This is a genomic window from Paenibacillus sp. RC67, from assembly GCF_030020805.1.
Lineage (GTDB): Bacteria > Bacillota > Bacilli > Paenibacillales > NBRC-103111 > Paenibacillus_S.
The window spans coordinates 6,340,838-6,356,604 of sequence record NZ_CP125098.1; the positions used below are offsets into that span (position 1 = coordinate 6,340,838).

At 46.7% G+C, this 15,767-nt stretch carries 13 protein-coding genes and 1 pseudogene; all 14 read right to left on the reverse strand.

Annotated features, from left to right (window positions below):
* Positions 1-7 precede the first annotated feature (7 nt).
* The gene (locus tag QMA13_RS28740) at positions 8-769 is read right to left on the reverse strand and encodes a glycerophosphodiester phosphodiesterase family protein (protein ID WP_282937092.1); all 762 of its coding nucleotides are present in this window, start codon (positions 767-769) and stop codon (positions 8-10) included.
* 32 nt (positions 770-801) lie between these two features.
* On the reverse strand, positions 802-2,097 hold the full coding sequence (locus QMA13_RS28745; RefSeq protein ID WP_282937093.1) for an ABC transporter substrate-binding protein: 1,296 nt from the start codon (positions 2,095-2,097) through the stop codon (positions 802-804).
* Positions 2,098-2,125: 28 nt separating this feature from the next.
* Positions 2,126-2,893, reverse strand: a complete 768-nt coding sequence (locus tag QMA13_RS28750) for a carbohydrate ABC transporter permease (RefSeq protein ID WP_282943616.1) — start codon at positions 2,891-2,893, stop codon at positions 2,126-2,128.
* A gap of 152 nt (positions 2,894-3,045) precedes the next feature.
* Positions 3,046-3,927: a carbohydrate ABC transporter permease gene (locus QMA13_RS28755; RefSeq protein ID WP_282937094.1), complete on the reverse strand. Its 882-nt coding sequence runs from the start codon at positions 3,925-3,927 to the stop codon at positions 3,046-3,048.
* 209 nt (positions 3,928-4,136) lie between these two features.
* Positions 4,137-5,228, reverse strand: coding sequence for an alcohol dehydrogenase catalytic domain-containing protein (locus QMA13_RS28760; RefSeq protein WP_282937095.1), 1,092 nt, complete (start codon positions 5,226-5,228; stop codon positions 4,137-4,139).
* Positions 5,229-5,313: 85 nt separating this feature from the next.
* On the reverse strand, positions 5,314-6,075 hold the full coding sequence (locus tag QMA13_RS28765; RefSeq protein ID WP_282937096.1) for a DeoR/GlpR family DNA-binding transcription regulator: 762 nt from the start codon (positions 6,073-6,075) through the stop codon (positions 5,314-5,316).
* A 434-nt stretch (positions 6,076-6,509) separates the two neighbouring features.
* On the reverse strand, positions 6,510-7,397 hold the full coding sequence (locus tag QMA13_RS28770) for a 5'-3' exonuclease (RefSeq protein WP_282937097.1): 888 nt from the start codon (positions 7,395-7,397) through the stop codon (positions 6,510-6,512).
* A 191-nt stretch (positions 7,398-7,588) separates the two neighbouring features.
* Positions 7,589-8,527 carry an AraC family transcriptional regulator gene (locus QMA13_RS28775; RefSeq protein WP_282943617.1) on the reverse strand — a complete coding sequence of 313 codons (939 nt, stop codon included), beginning with the start codon at positions 8,525-8,527 and terminating at the stop codon, positions 7,589-7,591.
* 155 nt (positions 8,528-8,682) lie between these two features.
* A complete protein-coding gene (locus QMA13_RS28780; RefSeq protein ID WP_282937098.1) occupies positions 8,683-9,696 on the reverse strand; it encodes a Gfo/Idh/MocA family protein in 1,014 nt (337 codons plus the stop codon).
* A gap of 60 nt (positions 9,697-9,756) precedes the next feature.
* Positions 9,757-10,839, reverse strand: a complete 1,083-nt coding sequence (locus QMA13_RS28785; protein WP_282937099.1) for a Gfo/Idh/MocA family protein — start codon at positions 10,837-10,839, stop codon at positions 9,757-9,759.
* 167 nt (positions 10,840-11,006) lie between these two features.
* The gene (locus tag QMA13_RS28790; RefSeq protein ID WP_282937100.1) at positions 11,007-12,383 is read right to left on the reverse strand and encodes a DUF4179 domain-containing protein; all 1,377 of its coding nucleotides are present in this window, start codon (positions 12,381-12,383) and stop codon (positions 11,007-11,009) included.
* Positions 12,380-12,943, reverse strand: coding sequence for an RNA polymerase sigma factor (locus QMA13_RS28795; protein WP_282937101.1), 564 nt, complete (start codon positions 12,941-12,943; stop codon positions 12,380-12,382). Before QMA13_RS28795 ends, QMA13_RS28790 begins: the two co-directional genes overlap by 4 nt.
* 530 nt (positions 12,944-13,473) lie before the next feature.
* A pseudogene (locus QMA13_RS28800) lies at positions 13,474-14,664 on the reverse strand (aminotransferase class I/II-fold pyridoxal phosphate-dependent enzyme).
* 25 nt (positions 14,665-14,689) lie between these two features.
* Entirely contained in the window at positions 14,690-15,751 is a 1,062-nt protein-coding gene (locus QMA13_RS28805) for a site-2 protease family protein (protein WP_282937102.1), read from the reverse strand.
* Positions 15,752-15,767 lie beyond the last annotated feature (16 nt).

Consider the following 15,767-nt stretch of genomic DNA (forward strand, 5'->3'; position numbering starts at 1 on the left):
GGCTATCCTAACGCCCCAGTTGCTGGCGGATTTTCAATGCCGGCTGTGGGTTGTTCACAGTCATTAGCAAGGAGCCTGTGCCGATCGCGTACAGCACCTGCTGCTCCGTATCAGGACAATAGCACCAAGGGAGAATCCCCTGTTGCTCATATTCCTGGACCCGCTGCGGAGTAAGCAGCTTCATGCTGATGCCAACCGCCCATATTTTGGACAAGGTACCCTCAGCTCCTGGTACATAGTTGGACATAAGCTCCCCGGGAAAGCCCTGTGTCTTCAGCTCATATTTATCGTGAATGTAACCAAGCACCTCGGCGTCGAAGCAAGTAAACACGCATCTCGGGAGATATTCATACCGCCGAAGAATGGCAATGGCCGCATCGACCACTTCCTTCGCATCTGGACTTGGCTTGATCTCTACATTGAGGAGAACGTCCGGATAGGATCTCATCAACTCACATAATTCATCAAAAGTAGGAATTTTAAGCCCTTCATACGTCTTACCGAACCAACCTCCAGCATCCAATTGCTTCAGCTCCGCCGATGTAAAATCGCTCACTTTCCCGGAACCGTTAGTCGTTCGATCCACAGTAGCGTCATGAATGACCATCACGACCTTGTCTTTGGAGAATCGCAGATCAAACTCCAGCATATCAACTCCCAGCTCAATTGCCCTTTGAAAAGAAAGCAGCGTATTTTCCGGATAATCCGACTTCCAGCCTCTATGACCTGCGATAATGATCGATTGATTATTTTGAAGGCGAGATATCATGCTTCATTCCCTCCCTTTCCTCTTGGTATGCTTTATTTCTTGAGTATGCGTTCGGTTTCCTTCTTGAACGTGTCGAGTGTACTCTCGATATCTTTGTTGTCATACATAATGGCTTGAATCGCTTTAAAAAACTCCTGCATATCTTGAGGCCAAGCAACATGCTTATTCGTATCCACTGCGTACTGCAGTTGATCATAAGCTACCTTGCGGTTAGGCTCCTTCTCCCACAATGCTTTCATTTGCGGCGACTCTACCATTTTTTTCGTGAACGGCAAGTATCCGGAATCCAGAATAAACTGCAGGCCACCCTTAGGGTCCGCCATCGCCCAATTCATAAATTCCCAAGCGGCATTTTTATTAGCGGAAGCGGACATCAACGCAAGGTTTGCCCCGCCGGTCGGAGTGGCATACACTTGATCCATTGGCATATAAGCCGTCACATAGTCGAATTTGACATTGTCCTTCAAGCTGCCTATCACTCCTGTAGACTGATACATCATGCCGATTTTCCCGCTTGTGAACATTTGATTGACAATATTCCCGGAATCTTGGGCTGGAGGATAGTACAGTGCTCCTGAGCTTTGCAGCTCTTTTAGAAACTTGAACGTTTTGACCCCTTCCCCATTGGTAAAGTCGATCGAAGTGCCTGCATCGTTATAAAATTTACCTTTGGCCTGAGAGATCATCGCTATTGGGTACCACGTGTCATAAGGCATACTGACCCCGTAACGCTTGTATTCCCCATTTTCTTTAATGACCAGCGCATTCGCCACCTTCTTCAGATCGTCCCAAGTTTTGGGGATGGCAAGCCCCTTCTCATCCAGCATCGTCTTGTTAACATGCAGAATCGGAGTAGAACGATTGAACGGCAATGACACGAGCTTTTTATTAAAAGTGGAATGGCCCATAAGTCCTTGCGGGAAATCATCGACAGATAATTGCGATTTCTTCATGTAAGGCGTCATGTCCTCCAATACGTCCGCATCCGCAAACATTTGAACATAAGCGCGCTCGAGCATCGTAACGTCCGGTCCTGTTTTGGCAGCAACAGCCTGCTGAAGCTTCGTTACCGTCTCGTCATAGGAGCCTTGAAACGTACCTACCACTTCGATCTTGTCATGGGTATCGTTAAATCGTTTGATCAACTCGTTGATGTAATCACCGTTCTTCCCACCAAGAGAATGCCAGAACTGAACGGTAACTTTACCTTGCGGAGTCGTTGTGGAAGGATTCGTGGAAGCTTGCTCCGCTTGGTTTCCCGAACATCCGGTAAGCAGACCGGTAGTCATTGCCATTGCCATTACGATTGTTGAAAACCTCTTTTTCATCGGAATATATCCCCTTCTTCTAATGATTTTATTTGATGCCAGAGTGGACGAAAGCTTTGACAATTTGCTTGGAAGCAAATGAATACACGATAAGGATGGGTACGACCAAAACCACGTTGCCGGCCATAATAATATGCCAATTGCTAATGCCTTCCGTTTCTCTTAGCATGGCTATCCCCATAGTAAGAGGACGAACAGAGGCTGAATCCGTCATAACCAGAGGCCAGAAATAATCGTTCCAATGGCTGACGAAGCTAAACAGAGCAATCGTGGCGAGAGCCGGCATCGACATCGGAATCATAATAGAACCCATAATTCTGAGCTCGCTGGCGTTATCCAATCGTGCCGCTTCAATAAGCTCATGAGGAATCTGCATAAAATATTGCCGGAGCAAGAAGATGCCGAAGGCGTTCGACATGAACGGGATGATTTGAGGAAGCAGCGACTTAATGAGTCCAGCGTCGGCCAGCATCAAATAGACAGGAATGAACGTAACTTGACCCGGAATCATAAATGCCAGCAGAACCATTCCGAACATAAGTGCATTCCCTTTGAATTTATACTTGGCAAAAGCGTAAGCCGCCGGAATCATGACCGCCGATTGCAAAACGATGATGGATAGCGTAATAATAACCGAGTTCTTTGCATAGGTTGCGAACGGCCCCGCACTCATCGCCTTTACAAAATTGATCCACTGAGGAACGGACGGCACCCAGGTCGGAGGGAACGTCAGTGTCTCCTCAAGCGTCTGCAGGGCAGTTGATATCATCCATAAAAATGGGAAGATGAACATCATAAGCACGATCAGCTTCAGTAAGAAGCTTAGAGACCGTCTCACAGATTTGACGGTTATCGTCGAACGAATACTATACGCTTGCGCTGCTTCTACCGTTTTTTCGTGTGCAAGCACTTTTTCAAACCTCCTTGTCTCTTGAACATGGAAAGCTTTTATTGATAATGCACCTTCTTGGACAGTACTTTAAAGTAGATGAAGGTCAGAACGGCAATGATCGCCATCAATACTACCCCCGTCGCCGACGCGTACCCTATACTGTTAGACCGGAACTCATATATGTAATAAACAAGTGTCGTCGTCGAACCGTTCGGGCCGCCTCCGGTCATAATTTTTACAGTGTCAAACACCTTAAAAGAGCCGATCGTCATGATGACTAGTATAAAAAACAGCTGCGGCGATATAAGCGGTAGCGTAATTTTAAAAAATACACGAGCCTTGCTGGCATGATCCAGTTCTGCCGCCTCATAAATTTGAGGATTGACCCCATGAAGGGCGGCGACAATGATCAGTGTGTAGTAACCAATATTTTGCCACACGGAGACAATGATGACAGAAAATAACGAGGTGCTGGAGCTCTGCAGCCAAGGCATGGACGGCAGCCCGACTGATTTTAAAATAAAATTAAGCACGCCGTGACTCGGCTCCATAAGCCACATCCATACAAGAGCCACCGATACAATAGAAATGATGTGGGGGGTAAAAATACCGGCCTGCACAATTTCGTTCATACGTGACTTTCTCTTCAGGCATACGGCAATAAGCAAGGACAAGGACATAGTTAGCGCAACGACTCCCACCGTATAAATAACGGTAGTCCACAGAGCACGATAGAAATCCTCGCGAGAGAAAATCTCAATAAAGTTGTCGAGTCCCACGAACTTGCTTTTGTCCTTGTTGAGCAGGTTGTACTTATAGAAACTCAACTTGACCAAGTACAATACCGGGTAAAGGACAAACAAGATGATACCTATCATCGCAGGTGCAACCATGACATAAGGACGGACTGCGGACTCCCATAGTTTTTTGCTATTCATGCCGTCGACCTCCTTCTGCTTGAAGCATCGAAATGATGAACCCTACCTCCCATCGTTGCCAACCTCATCCCTCCCTTGATGGATTTTCACAGCATTTACGAAACCTTAATGATTGCGCTTTCAAAACACAGCATACTGCCTGTTTAGCAAGGTGCTCGGTTTACTTCATAACGCATCTGTAGTACAATTTTTACACGACTTCCACTGTGTCACCAGTGAAAGTCGAGATATGTTTTTTTCCAGTCCCTGTGAGCCAGAGCAGATTCCATTGCGCCAGCTAGGTCGTCTGCTTTGCTCACTACGGTGAATTGATCCGGCACTAACCGTCTTAACGTTGCTTGGCAAGCCTCCTGCTCCATCACATGGAGCACTTCCCGGAAATCTTTGTCGGAGCTTCTGCTGCTCCCATGGATTGTAATGCCTTTTTCCAAAATGTCACGAGTATTGATTGGAACAAGGTCCTCACTAACACCCATCGCAATGAGATGACCTCCCGGCTTCAGAATGCTGATCCCTTGATTAATAGCACTTTCGCTAAAACGACCTCCCGTGCACTCCACTACAATATCTACCTTGTCACCGGCAGCAAAATCATAGCTCTGCACCATTCTCGTTTCAGCAAATGAAAATTCGTCCAGCTTCTCTTGTATGGCTCCAAATACAGTCAGACGATCGCGATGGATCTGAAAGGCGTGATGCAGCATTGCTGCCGTTAAATAGCCCACCGGTCCATCTCCGAATACGGCAACCCTCGCCTTATCCAAAAAAGGTATGACGCCCCTGAGCGCCCGGTACGAAACGCTGCACAACTCCGTCAATACAGCAATATCGTCCGAGACGTTGTCCGGAATAGGAATTAAACATGGCTCCGGCATCACTAATCTGCTCTGTGCAATCCCATCCGTACCACTTCCAAGAAACTGACCGTTGGAGCAATAGTTATCTTCAATCTCCCCTCTGCATGCCGGACAGCATTGTTCAGGTTGTAGACCGCGAAGAAGATAGCCCGGAACATAAGGAACGATAACCACTCTCTGCCCTTGCGTAAACTGCTGCGAATGGCTTCCAACGACAGTACCTATTCCTTCATGAAGCAACGCCATGGGTAATTTTCTCGCCAAAACCTCAGGCTTTCTGTGTCCTCCGAAGTAGCGAAGATCAGCATGACAAATGCTTGCAATCGTCGGTTCGACGACGACAAACCCCTCCCTTACTCCTCGTTCGACGAGCAGCTCTTGAACGGTATAAGGCTGAGTCAATCGTAATGTGCGCGAATTTACTTTCGCAGCTGCTGTTGCCACTTACCGTAACACCTCCGTTAGAATGAATCCTGTATATTATGAATTTCTGACCGGTCGAAGCCAGTCAAGAAAGGTTCACCTGGAGTTACACTGTCATGACATTGATTCCGGCATCCCGGAACGGTTTAATATCATAGTCGGATACTTCTTTACCGGTAATCAAAGTATGAATAGAACTGTTCGGTGTAACGGTGTGCAGCGAGATTTTGCCTACCTTGGTGCCGTCCGCTACAACAATAACTTCCTGCGCAGCTGCGATCATTCCTTGTTTGGCCAACACGAGCTGAGCTTCTGGATGCATTAAGCCATGCTTGGGGTGAATCGCAGGTGTCCCGAGAAATGCTTTCGATACGTGCAGCGAGCGAAGAACATGGTCGGTGAACATGCCGTTGAGCATGTAGCTCGACGGGTATAGCTCTCCACCAGTAACGGTCACCTTGACTCCCGGTGCGTCCCTTAGTTCAGCTGCTACGTTCATATCGTTGGTAACGACGGTTATATTGGTGTGATGGATCAGGTTCTTGGCGATATGCAGTGTTGTCGTACCGGAATCGATAATGATATGATCGCCATCTTCAACAAGACTTGCAGCCATTTTGCCGATACGCATCTTCTGCTCGAGCTGTACATTCGTTCTCTCATTAAACGATGGCTCATTGTTAGTCAGCCTCTCCACAATGACTCCACCATGAGTCCGCTTCAATAAACCCTCCTGCTCGACCTCCGCCAGATCCCTTCGAATGGTCGCCTCATGCACGCCAAATTCCTGAGCTAAAGCCGCAACCGAAGCCGCTTGATACAGCCTCACATATTCAACTATTCTCCATTTCCTCTCGGCAGCCAGCAATACGTTACCCCCTTCACACCAAGAAAACAAACACCGACGTGCATTTTAATGTTCATATATGTTCATTTGTGTAGCTTTAGATTACATTGTCAAAAAGCTATTTGTCAATAGAAAAATACTACTCCCTTAGACTTAATTAACGAGTAATCCTTAAAATATAAGCAAAATTAAATTTTCGATGATAATTTCACTTTGATCGTCTTCTCTAAACAAGCATATAGCGAAGCTCATTTATGCTCATTTTCATATTTTTTCATTAAAATTAACAAAACATTTAAATACATTCCTGAATAAATAAAGCAATTTACTGCGCATTTACATTCGATACCTATCCGGCACGTCAAAATAAAAAAACCTCTTTCCTCCATATGAATCAGTTGGAGGATTAAGAGGCCTGTATAAGTGCTAAATAAATTGAAGTTTACTATGTACCATTAACCTAATAACTTGGACAGTCCTTTGAACTCCAGCTCTTCAAACTTGGCTATGACCTGTTCACGATCCACTTCCCAGCTGGCAGCAGCCAGCTCGCATGCTACAGGAACATCGGTACGAATCCGCGCCAAATCTCTGGATAAATGCAGCATTTCAAGCTCCGCTTCAATTTTCGTCCGAACTCCTTTAGGAAGGAGTGTCAAGTTCTCAATAATGCCTTCAACAGAGCCGTGCTCCTGCAGCAGCTTTAAAGCTGTTTTCTCTCCAATCCCTTTCACCCCAGGGTAATTGTCGGCGGTATCTCCCATCAAGCCTTTCAGATCAATAAATTGCTGAGGTGTCAGCTGCTTTTCTTCCATCAACGTCTCCGGGCTGTATACAGCATAATTGCCTTGGCCCTTCTTCATAATTATGACCTTCACCCGTTCCTGCAGCAGCTGCAGCATGTCGTGATCACCCGTCAAAATATATACATCATTCTCCAAGCTGTATGTACCGGCTAAAGTTCCAATGCAATCGTCCGCCTCATAACCGTTTAAACCGACGTTCGGCACACCGAAGCTCGTGACAACGTCTTTGACAAGATCGAACTGCGGAATTAATTCTTGAGGACACTCCACACGATTAGCTTTGTAATCGGAAAACTTCTCCGTACGGAACGTTTTGCCGCCCATATCCCAGCAGCAGACGACATGAGTCGGTTTAAAGGTCTGTATGGCGTCCCAAAAATATTTAACGAAGCCAAACACGGCATTCGTCGGCGTTCCAGTGCTCGTCTTCATTATGTAGCCGCTATACGAAGTCGCATAAAAAGCACGGAACAATAACGCCATGCCATCGACTAGTAATACGGATTGCAGTTGTTCTTCATGTTGATTCAAAATCATCTCTCCCAAAGCCATTTTGCATCTATTATACCATGGGACTGGGATTAGCGGGGCGAGTTGGTCTAATTTGCCTAAACAAGAAGTTTTAGCTGAGCTTATTAACATGCAAAAAAAGACCTTAGATCCTAAATAATAGGGCTACGGTCTCTAAATTCAAGTTCGGACACATTTTGGGAGCTCATTGTTCTTCTTTAGGACAGAGCAGGAGAAATAACATGGTGCTGCTGTCTATACTGCATCGGCGTCATGCCGAATTTCTTTTTGAACACGTAATGCAAATAATTGGAGCTTGAAAAGCCACTGCGAAAAGCGATCTGATCGATCGTCTCCGAGCTTAAGCTGAGCTCGCTGCAAATGTGGGCCAGCCGCACCTGCTCAATATATTCGCTGAACGTTGCTCCGGTATGCTCGCGGAAAATGCGCTGAAGCTGCCTCGAACTGATTTGGACCCGCTCGGCGACAATCTCCAGGGTTAAAGGCTCCATATAATTGTCATTGATGAACTGAACCGCAAGCTGGTACCGATAATGCTTCATGTCTCGGGAAGGCAAGTCCGGTTGGGGAACGGAAGCATAGGAACGCGCCGTACGAAGCAGAATTTGAATGATCGCCTGCTTCAGCACCGTAAACAGCCCAGGTTGATTCTCATGCCACGCCCGGTATGCGGTCAGAAAGCAGTCCATCGCCCTATACTGGTCGACCGCTGGCCTTACAGGAAGCGATTGAAGCTGTTGAATGCAAGCCTCCGCCTCGGCAATTTCCCATTTCGCGCCCCAATCCTTCGCTTCCATACTGCCATCAGCAGCTCCGATTGCTTCTTCCAGCTTCACGATATCGATATGCAGGCAAAGCTCATCCATGGCTTCCTGCGCGTCAGCCTCCTGATAGTGCAGCACGTTCGGACCGGTCAAATACAGCATCCCTTCCTGCAGCGCAAAGGGGACCTCTCCTAGAATGACTTTGCCTTTTCCACGCGGAATATAGTGAAATTCATAATCGGAATGCTTGTGAAAGCTAACGGTACGTCCCGGTGGAAAGCTCGTATGATGAAATCTCAGCATGCGGATACCGTAGTTTCCCCAACGAAATTCGAGATCAAGACGATCCAGTGCAGTCGGCTGCTCCAGCATCTGCTCGAAAGCATAAGGTTTAGAGGTTACTCTTGTCGAGCATTCCAAATTCACTTTCACCTCCGCAAAATAGCATAGGCGGGAAAAGCCCGTTCTTTCTTACTCCCGTAAGAACTGAACAAGCCCTTCCCATTACTGAATTTATATATAACTTTCTATTGCGCCAAATCGCTGAGCTTAAAGGCCTCTCCTGTGCTCGCCGATAGGTTGGACGCTTCCATTAACCGGGTTAAATCTAAAGCGAGTTGAATATTTTCGTCTGCGTTCGTGCCATTCTCGATATGGCTTACCCATTGGTCGAACGCGGAAGGAAGATTGTCCGGAAGCTGCTGCACCCGCCACTCCTTTTCTTCCCCAAGCTTTGAGCTGCGGACAAGCAGCTTATTGTCATGAGTCGAGTACAGCAAGCTGCCTTCCGTACCATGCACCTCGATGACAAACGGAGAGAACCGGTTTACAAAACCTGCCTCGACAATCGCCAAAGCTCCGTTCGTATATCTCAATACACTCACCGCATTATCCTCTACGTCTTTGCCGGTCACATAGCCGTAGTTGGCAGAAATACTCTCTGGCAAACCCAAGAACAACCGGGCCAAGTACATCGGATGGCAGCCCAGATCGATCATCGCTCCGCCACCACACTGCTCCTTATTGAAGAAATGAGCAGGCAGCCAACCATGTGGATCGCGTTCAGACGGAATTGCTCCGTTATGGGACAAGCGGGTACGTACCAGCGTAATGTCTCCTAAAGAGCCTTCGCGCAAAATGCTCTGAACCGCAAGAGTATAATCTGCATTCAAGCGAGGCAGCGACACCGTCAGCTTCACACCGGCCTCTTGAACTGCGGCCAATATTTCATTGCACTCCTTCAGCGTGGTCGCAACGACCTTTTCCGTGAAAATATGCTTGCCTGCCTGAGCAGCTGCAACCATAACATCTCGGTGTATATGGGTCGGAGTGTCGATAACGACTCCGTCGATATCTTTTTGAGCGAGCAGCTCGTTCAAATCCTCATAAAATCGCACACCGCGCTCTTCCGCCTGCTTGCGCCCCCTTTCGGGAAGCTCATCCCATGCGGCAACGATTTCCGTGCCGGGATGCTCGGTCGCTTGACGTGCATAGTCATTGGCATGCACATGCCAGAAGCTTAACATTGCTACTCTGATCATCCTATGTACCTCCATATGGTAAAATCATATCGCATTTCTCGTATGAACTCTATAAAGACATTAATCGAAATAAACCGCTTCGCCTGTTTCGGCGGATTTGTAAATCGCTTCAAGAATTTCCGATACTACGCATGCCTGCTTCGGAGTCACGATCGGTTCTTTATCATTCAGCACCGCATCGATCCACAACCGAATTTCGGTGTCCTGCATGCTTTCTTTTTTCCCGTCATAGAAATCGACGCCGCCTGAATCCAGCTGAATCAGATTCTTAAACAAGCGGCTGTGCTTCTCGCCGTTAATACGCAATCCGTCTTCCATATCTGCGCCGCCTTCTGTGCCGCACAGTGTACTCTTCGCTTCCTTCACATCCAACGTGTTCAGCGCCCAGCTCGACTCCAGTACGATCGTCGCTCCGTTCTTCATCGTAATCATGCCGAAGGCGGAATCCTCGACAGTGAACTTTTTTGGGTCCCATGGGCCCCACGCATTGGCAGCGTTTTCTTTTTGCGAAAGCTTATGAAATGTCGTGCCAAGTACAGCCTTAGGTTCATAGTTGTTCATTAGCCAAAGTGTTAAATCGAGTGCATGCGTACCTATATCGATCAGCGGTCCTCCTCCTTGTTTTTCGCCATCCAGGAACACGCCCCACGTCGGAACTGCGCGTCTACGAATGGCATGGGCCTTGGCATAATAAATATCTCCAAGCTCTCCGGCAACGCATAATTGCTTCAAAAATAAACTATCCGAGCGGAAGCGGTTGTTATAGCCTATAGTCAGCTTATACCCTGTACGTTCAGCAGCCTCAACCATCCGTCTTGCATCCGCTGCCGTCTTGGCCATTGGCTTCTCACACATAACATGCTTGCCCGATTCCAGTGCAGCGATCGATATGTTGGCATGCGAATCGTTAGGCGTACATACATGGACCACTTGAATACTTTTATCCTGCAACAGCTCCTGATAATCTTCATAAACCTTTGCTTCGGCGACACCATACTTCTTGGCAGCCTGCTCGGCTTTTTCCACAACAATGTCACAAAAAGCGACAAGCTCCACCTGTTCCAGCTTGGCTAAGCTCGGCAAATGCTTTCCCGTGGCAATGCCTCCACAGCCTATAATTGCTACTTTTAGCTTCTCAGACATAAGATAATCTCTCCTTTGAAATAATGACTTGGCTTTATCTTAGCACGTTTGTAAAATCGTTTAAATTTCAAATAAATGACAAGTAAAAGTGCAAAAAGACGACATCCTCTTGCTAAGATCAAAATAAAAAATGCATCGTGGAAGAGCTTCCACAATGCTTGTATATCTCACTGCCTTGTCTCCCAATCAATTGGAATTTTGATTTTAACTGGCTTCTCAAGCTCTTGGGAGATTTCATTTACAACCAACAACAATTTCATACCCGTTAAAGTTGGAATTTTGGGATATTCCTGTTTGTACGAGAACGAATCCTTAGAAAGTCGTACAGCTTGCTTCGTAGCAGAATAGCGCTCCCCTAAAGAATTTTCAAACATTAAAAAAGGAATTTGATTCGAAGCATTGCTGGCCTCATAGTAAATAACCGTAGAATCCTCTAACAATTGAATATTGGTAATCGTGACATTCCCTCCGTCGTTTCCTTTTAAAGTCACAGGCAATCCTTCAGAAACATCCGCATATTCTTCCCATTGTGTAAACATATCCGCCTGAGCTCCACTCCTATCACCAACCAGCAGGGTAACATACGTCGGATGTGGATTAATCTCCGAAGGGGGGCCGAAATTCACGCGTTGCTCCCCTTCTCCTCCCATCCCTCCTCCAGAGGCAAACGGTGTTTCCAGGTCATCCTCCAGCCAATAAACCAGCTCGGCCGAGTCTTCTGTCTTAACTACAATTTGTGTACTTACTGGGGTTAAGGTGAGCTGACCAACTACAAACTTATGACCGCCAGAGGTACCTTCCAGTTGAGGTTGAACTATTTTCGTCAATGGCAAAGCTTTATCTATTGTAATAGGAACGGTAACATCCCAATTACCAAATGTAGTACCGATCATAGGAATTTTTATATTAAGCTTTGTATGATCCGGCACAGGCTCGATATTGAACACCGTCGTCCCGACGAAGGTATGGTCGCCTGTAATACTGAATTCATGAGTCCCCATCATGGTGGAATGAACGCCTTCAAAGTGATATTCATAGTAAAAGGAGGCGTCCTCTTCCGTTATCTTGTTCTTTTTCAGATAGTCCACCTGATAATTGATCACTAGCTGAACGCCGTCGTAGAACACCTCGGCCACAGTCAATTGAATATTTTTGTCCGTTACCGAGATGTTAGCCGGAGTCCCCAAATTTTGTTTTTCAATCTGATACAGCCCGTTATCGAACAATCCCCCCGTCTTTTGGTAAAACAGGTCAATAAAGAAAATCTTCTTCAATGCGGCACCGACAGAAGGAGAGTACCAACCGAGCCCTCCCAGCAATATAGCGCACAGCAGCACCGCGTTGCTTACCCATATCCATCTTGTGGGCAGCTTTATTGCTCGTGGAGCTATGCTTCTCTTTTCTCCCGTGTCCTCCGTATGCTTCATCCACAGCTCTTCAAAAGTAAAGGAGGGAGACAACTGACGAATTCGGCTTTGAACGGCTTTGGACGGTTCCATGGATGATTGCTCCGGCTTCTCCGCTGCATCGTGATGCAATGTCATTTAAGTGCCTCCTTTATTGATGTAAGATGGTAATCCTCCGCATCGCTTTGTCTAAGCTGTTGAAGAGCCGCATGCAGCCGTGATTTGCATGTACCCAGTCGAACGTCGAGTAAGGCGGCAGCCTCATGAAGAGGCAGCCCGACATAATAAACCAGAATAAGTACTTCTCTTCGTTTGGGAGATAATCGATTGACCATCTGCCACAATTCCTGCTCGCTTTCGTTTTTCAAGACAATGTCTTCGACTGAATCACCGTTTGCCTCAACAGGTATTTGACCAAAGAAGGTTAGCCAACGCTGCTTGCGAAGCGTGCTTCGTACCAGATTAATCGTGATCCGGTACAGCCATGGGCGTAAGGGCTTGTTCTGGTCATATAAATGAAATTTATGATATGCGCGTAAAAAGGTCTCCTGAGTGATATCATCGGCCAGCATAGCCGACTTGGTAATCATTAGGGCAATTCCGTATACGTAAGGGGCATGTTCTTCAAATATAGCCCTCGACTGCTCTTCAGAGATCGAATAATCCATCAATGAACGATCCTCCGTTCCTGTATTCAAAGTAAATACGCCTTGGAGACGGAAATAGTTCGATTAGTTTGCGAAAAAAAACTTAAGATCACTTGTAAAAACTATTACAAACCCAAACGTATGCGCATAGGGGAATGGGTGTGGGGTTCCAATCGCTGTTGAAATCTTGTTCCTTGAATTCATTTTTAGAGATTGGAATAAGATTTCAAGGCGAACTCTATCGCTTTTCCACCCCACACCCATTTCCCTTCCTGTTCTACTCTGTGATTCCTTCTACTTTTTTCATTGCTATTCCGGTAATCTATTCGGTTCATATTCAAAACCTTATATCTACAACCATTTCACCGCCCAATTACATACTTCCTATGATAAACGGATGAAGTTCTTTCAAGATTTTCCGGATCCATCAAATCACATCCTTACAGTTCTTGCTTTCTTTAACACAAAAAATCCCTGCTGGTCAACGTAGTCAGCTCATCCGTTTCCGATGAGTCTTTTTTCGTTGTTAACCCTGCAAGGATCCATGTTATAAAGCATTTTCTAATTTCCTTTGTTATAGGCTAAACCTGCTGTGGAGGCCTCACCGTCTGTAAAAATCGTTCTATTCTACTCACTGCCTCACGCAATCGATCCTCTTCCTGAACAAGCGCGATACGTACATACCCTTCGCCCTCCATACCGAATGCATCACCCGGTATTACGACAACGCCGACATGATATAGAATTTCCCGGGAAATTTGTCGAGAGGTCCAGCCTGCAGGAATGCGTGCCCAAATGAACATGGTTGCTCGGGGTCGAGGAATGACCCAACCAGCCGCAGCAAGGCCGTCGATAACTATGTCACGCCTGCGCTCGTACAGACCAGCAACCGTCTAGCTATGCTCCATATCTTCTTCTAGTGCAGCTATACCCGCTTCCTGTACAGCCAGAAACACACCGTAATCGATATTGGATTTCAAAATGCGCAGTGCTCGTACTGCATCCGGCTGTCCCACCATAAACGCAATTCTGCAGCCTGCCATATTGAAGCTTTTGGACAAAGAGTGGAACTCTACTGCAATTTCTTTAGCGCCTTCAATTTCCAAAATGCTCATGGGCCTGAACCCGTCAAACGCCATTTCTGAATAAGCCAGATCATGGACGACCAGCAAATCATATTTTTTTCCAAAAGCAATAAGCTCTTCAAAAAACGGGCGTGTCGCAACCGCTGATAATGGATTACTTGGGTAGTTCAGTAGGATAAATTTGGCTCTACGAGCGATTTCCTCTGGAATATCATCGAGCTTAGGCAAAAATCCGTTCTCTTCCCTTAGCGGCAGAAAATACGGCTCCACTCCTGCTAGAACCAAGCTTGCTGAATAAATCGGATACCCTGGATCGGGCACCATAGCAACATCTCCGGGATCTGCAACCGCCATCGCCAAGTGGGATAACCCATCTTGAGAACCCATCAGAGCGACAATTTCCTTCTCCGGATCGAGTGCTACCTGAAAGCGATGCTGATACCAACGGGCCACCGCCTGCCGAAAAGCCGGACTGCCCTCGGAAGTCGGATAGCCGTACACCTCTGGCTTACGCACAGCTTCCTCCATTGCCTTGATCACCCGCTCGGAGGGAGGACGATCCGGACTGCCGATACCCAAGTCAATAACGTCAACGCCACGACTGCGAACCTCTTCCTTCCACTGCGCCATTTCAGAAAAAATAGCGGATCCCAGATGGGATAACCGCTTCGATTGGAATTGTTTCATTCGATCAACAACCTCTTTGCTTCAATTATATGTTACCGACTTTATGAACAACCGACATCATAGCGAACAAGAAGGCGGCAAGAGCCAAATACGTAATTCCGTATTTCCAGCGCGCTGCGTTCGGCACATCATAATAGCGATCATTTTCAAACGGTTCATAATCAACTTGACAATGAACCATCAAATGCAATCCTTCTTCCTTTTGCAGCCGTTCAAGCCGTGTTACATGGGTCCTCTTAATAATGCCTTGCTGCATCAGCGGAATCGTCCCCTGAAAATTCAAGCCCTCCCACATGACTCGGACAAACTGCTGTCCTTCCAAATCGGAATAAGTAACAAAAGGAAGCTCTCGTTTATGCTCTTCGCCCGGAATAATGTATCCCTGCTCGATCAGAGGCTCTGCGGCAATAAGAAAGCTTGCGCTGACCATACGCTGCTCGCCGTGCTTGCGATTCTTGACATATTTCTTATACAAATCATACGCGAACATAACCCAAATGATAAGAAGAATAATACTGAAGTTATAAATAATCAAAACAAGACCGCCTACTAATCCCACCAGCCATAGCCATCTGGATACTGCCGTCGCAATTCGCCCTCCATCTAGAGGATGGATCGGTATAAGGTTAAATAAATTAATCAGAAAACCTGCCAGCGCCAAGCTGTAGAGCAGTTGGTTATTAAGCAAGTACGCGAGGCCGAACGCCACCAGAGCACCCACAGAACCTAGAATAGGACCCCCGAAAGCCAAATAAGCTTCAGTGACCGCATCTCTAGGGTGACGCTTCATCGTAATCAACGCCCCTAGAAAAGGAATAAATACCGGTGCACTAACCGGTAATCCCTTCTGTTTGGCTGCAATGACATGTCCAAGCTCGTGGATTAGAATAAGCAGGACAAGCCCTATGGAGAATCTCCATGGAAATATGATCGCATAACCGCCGATGGAGAGCAGCATAGAAAAAAATACGCCGCCGAATTTCCCGAACTTTAAGAGCGACAACAGCCATTTTCCTTTTGCCAACAGAAAAACAACAGCCGTGCCGATCACCCAGAACGGATTTTTCTTCTTATTGTTTTGCTGCAAACCTGTCACGCTCCTT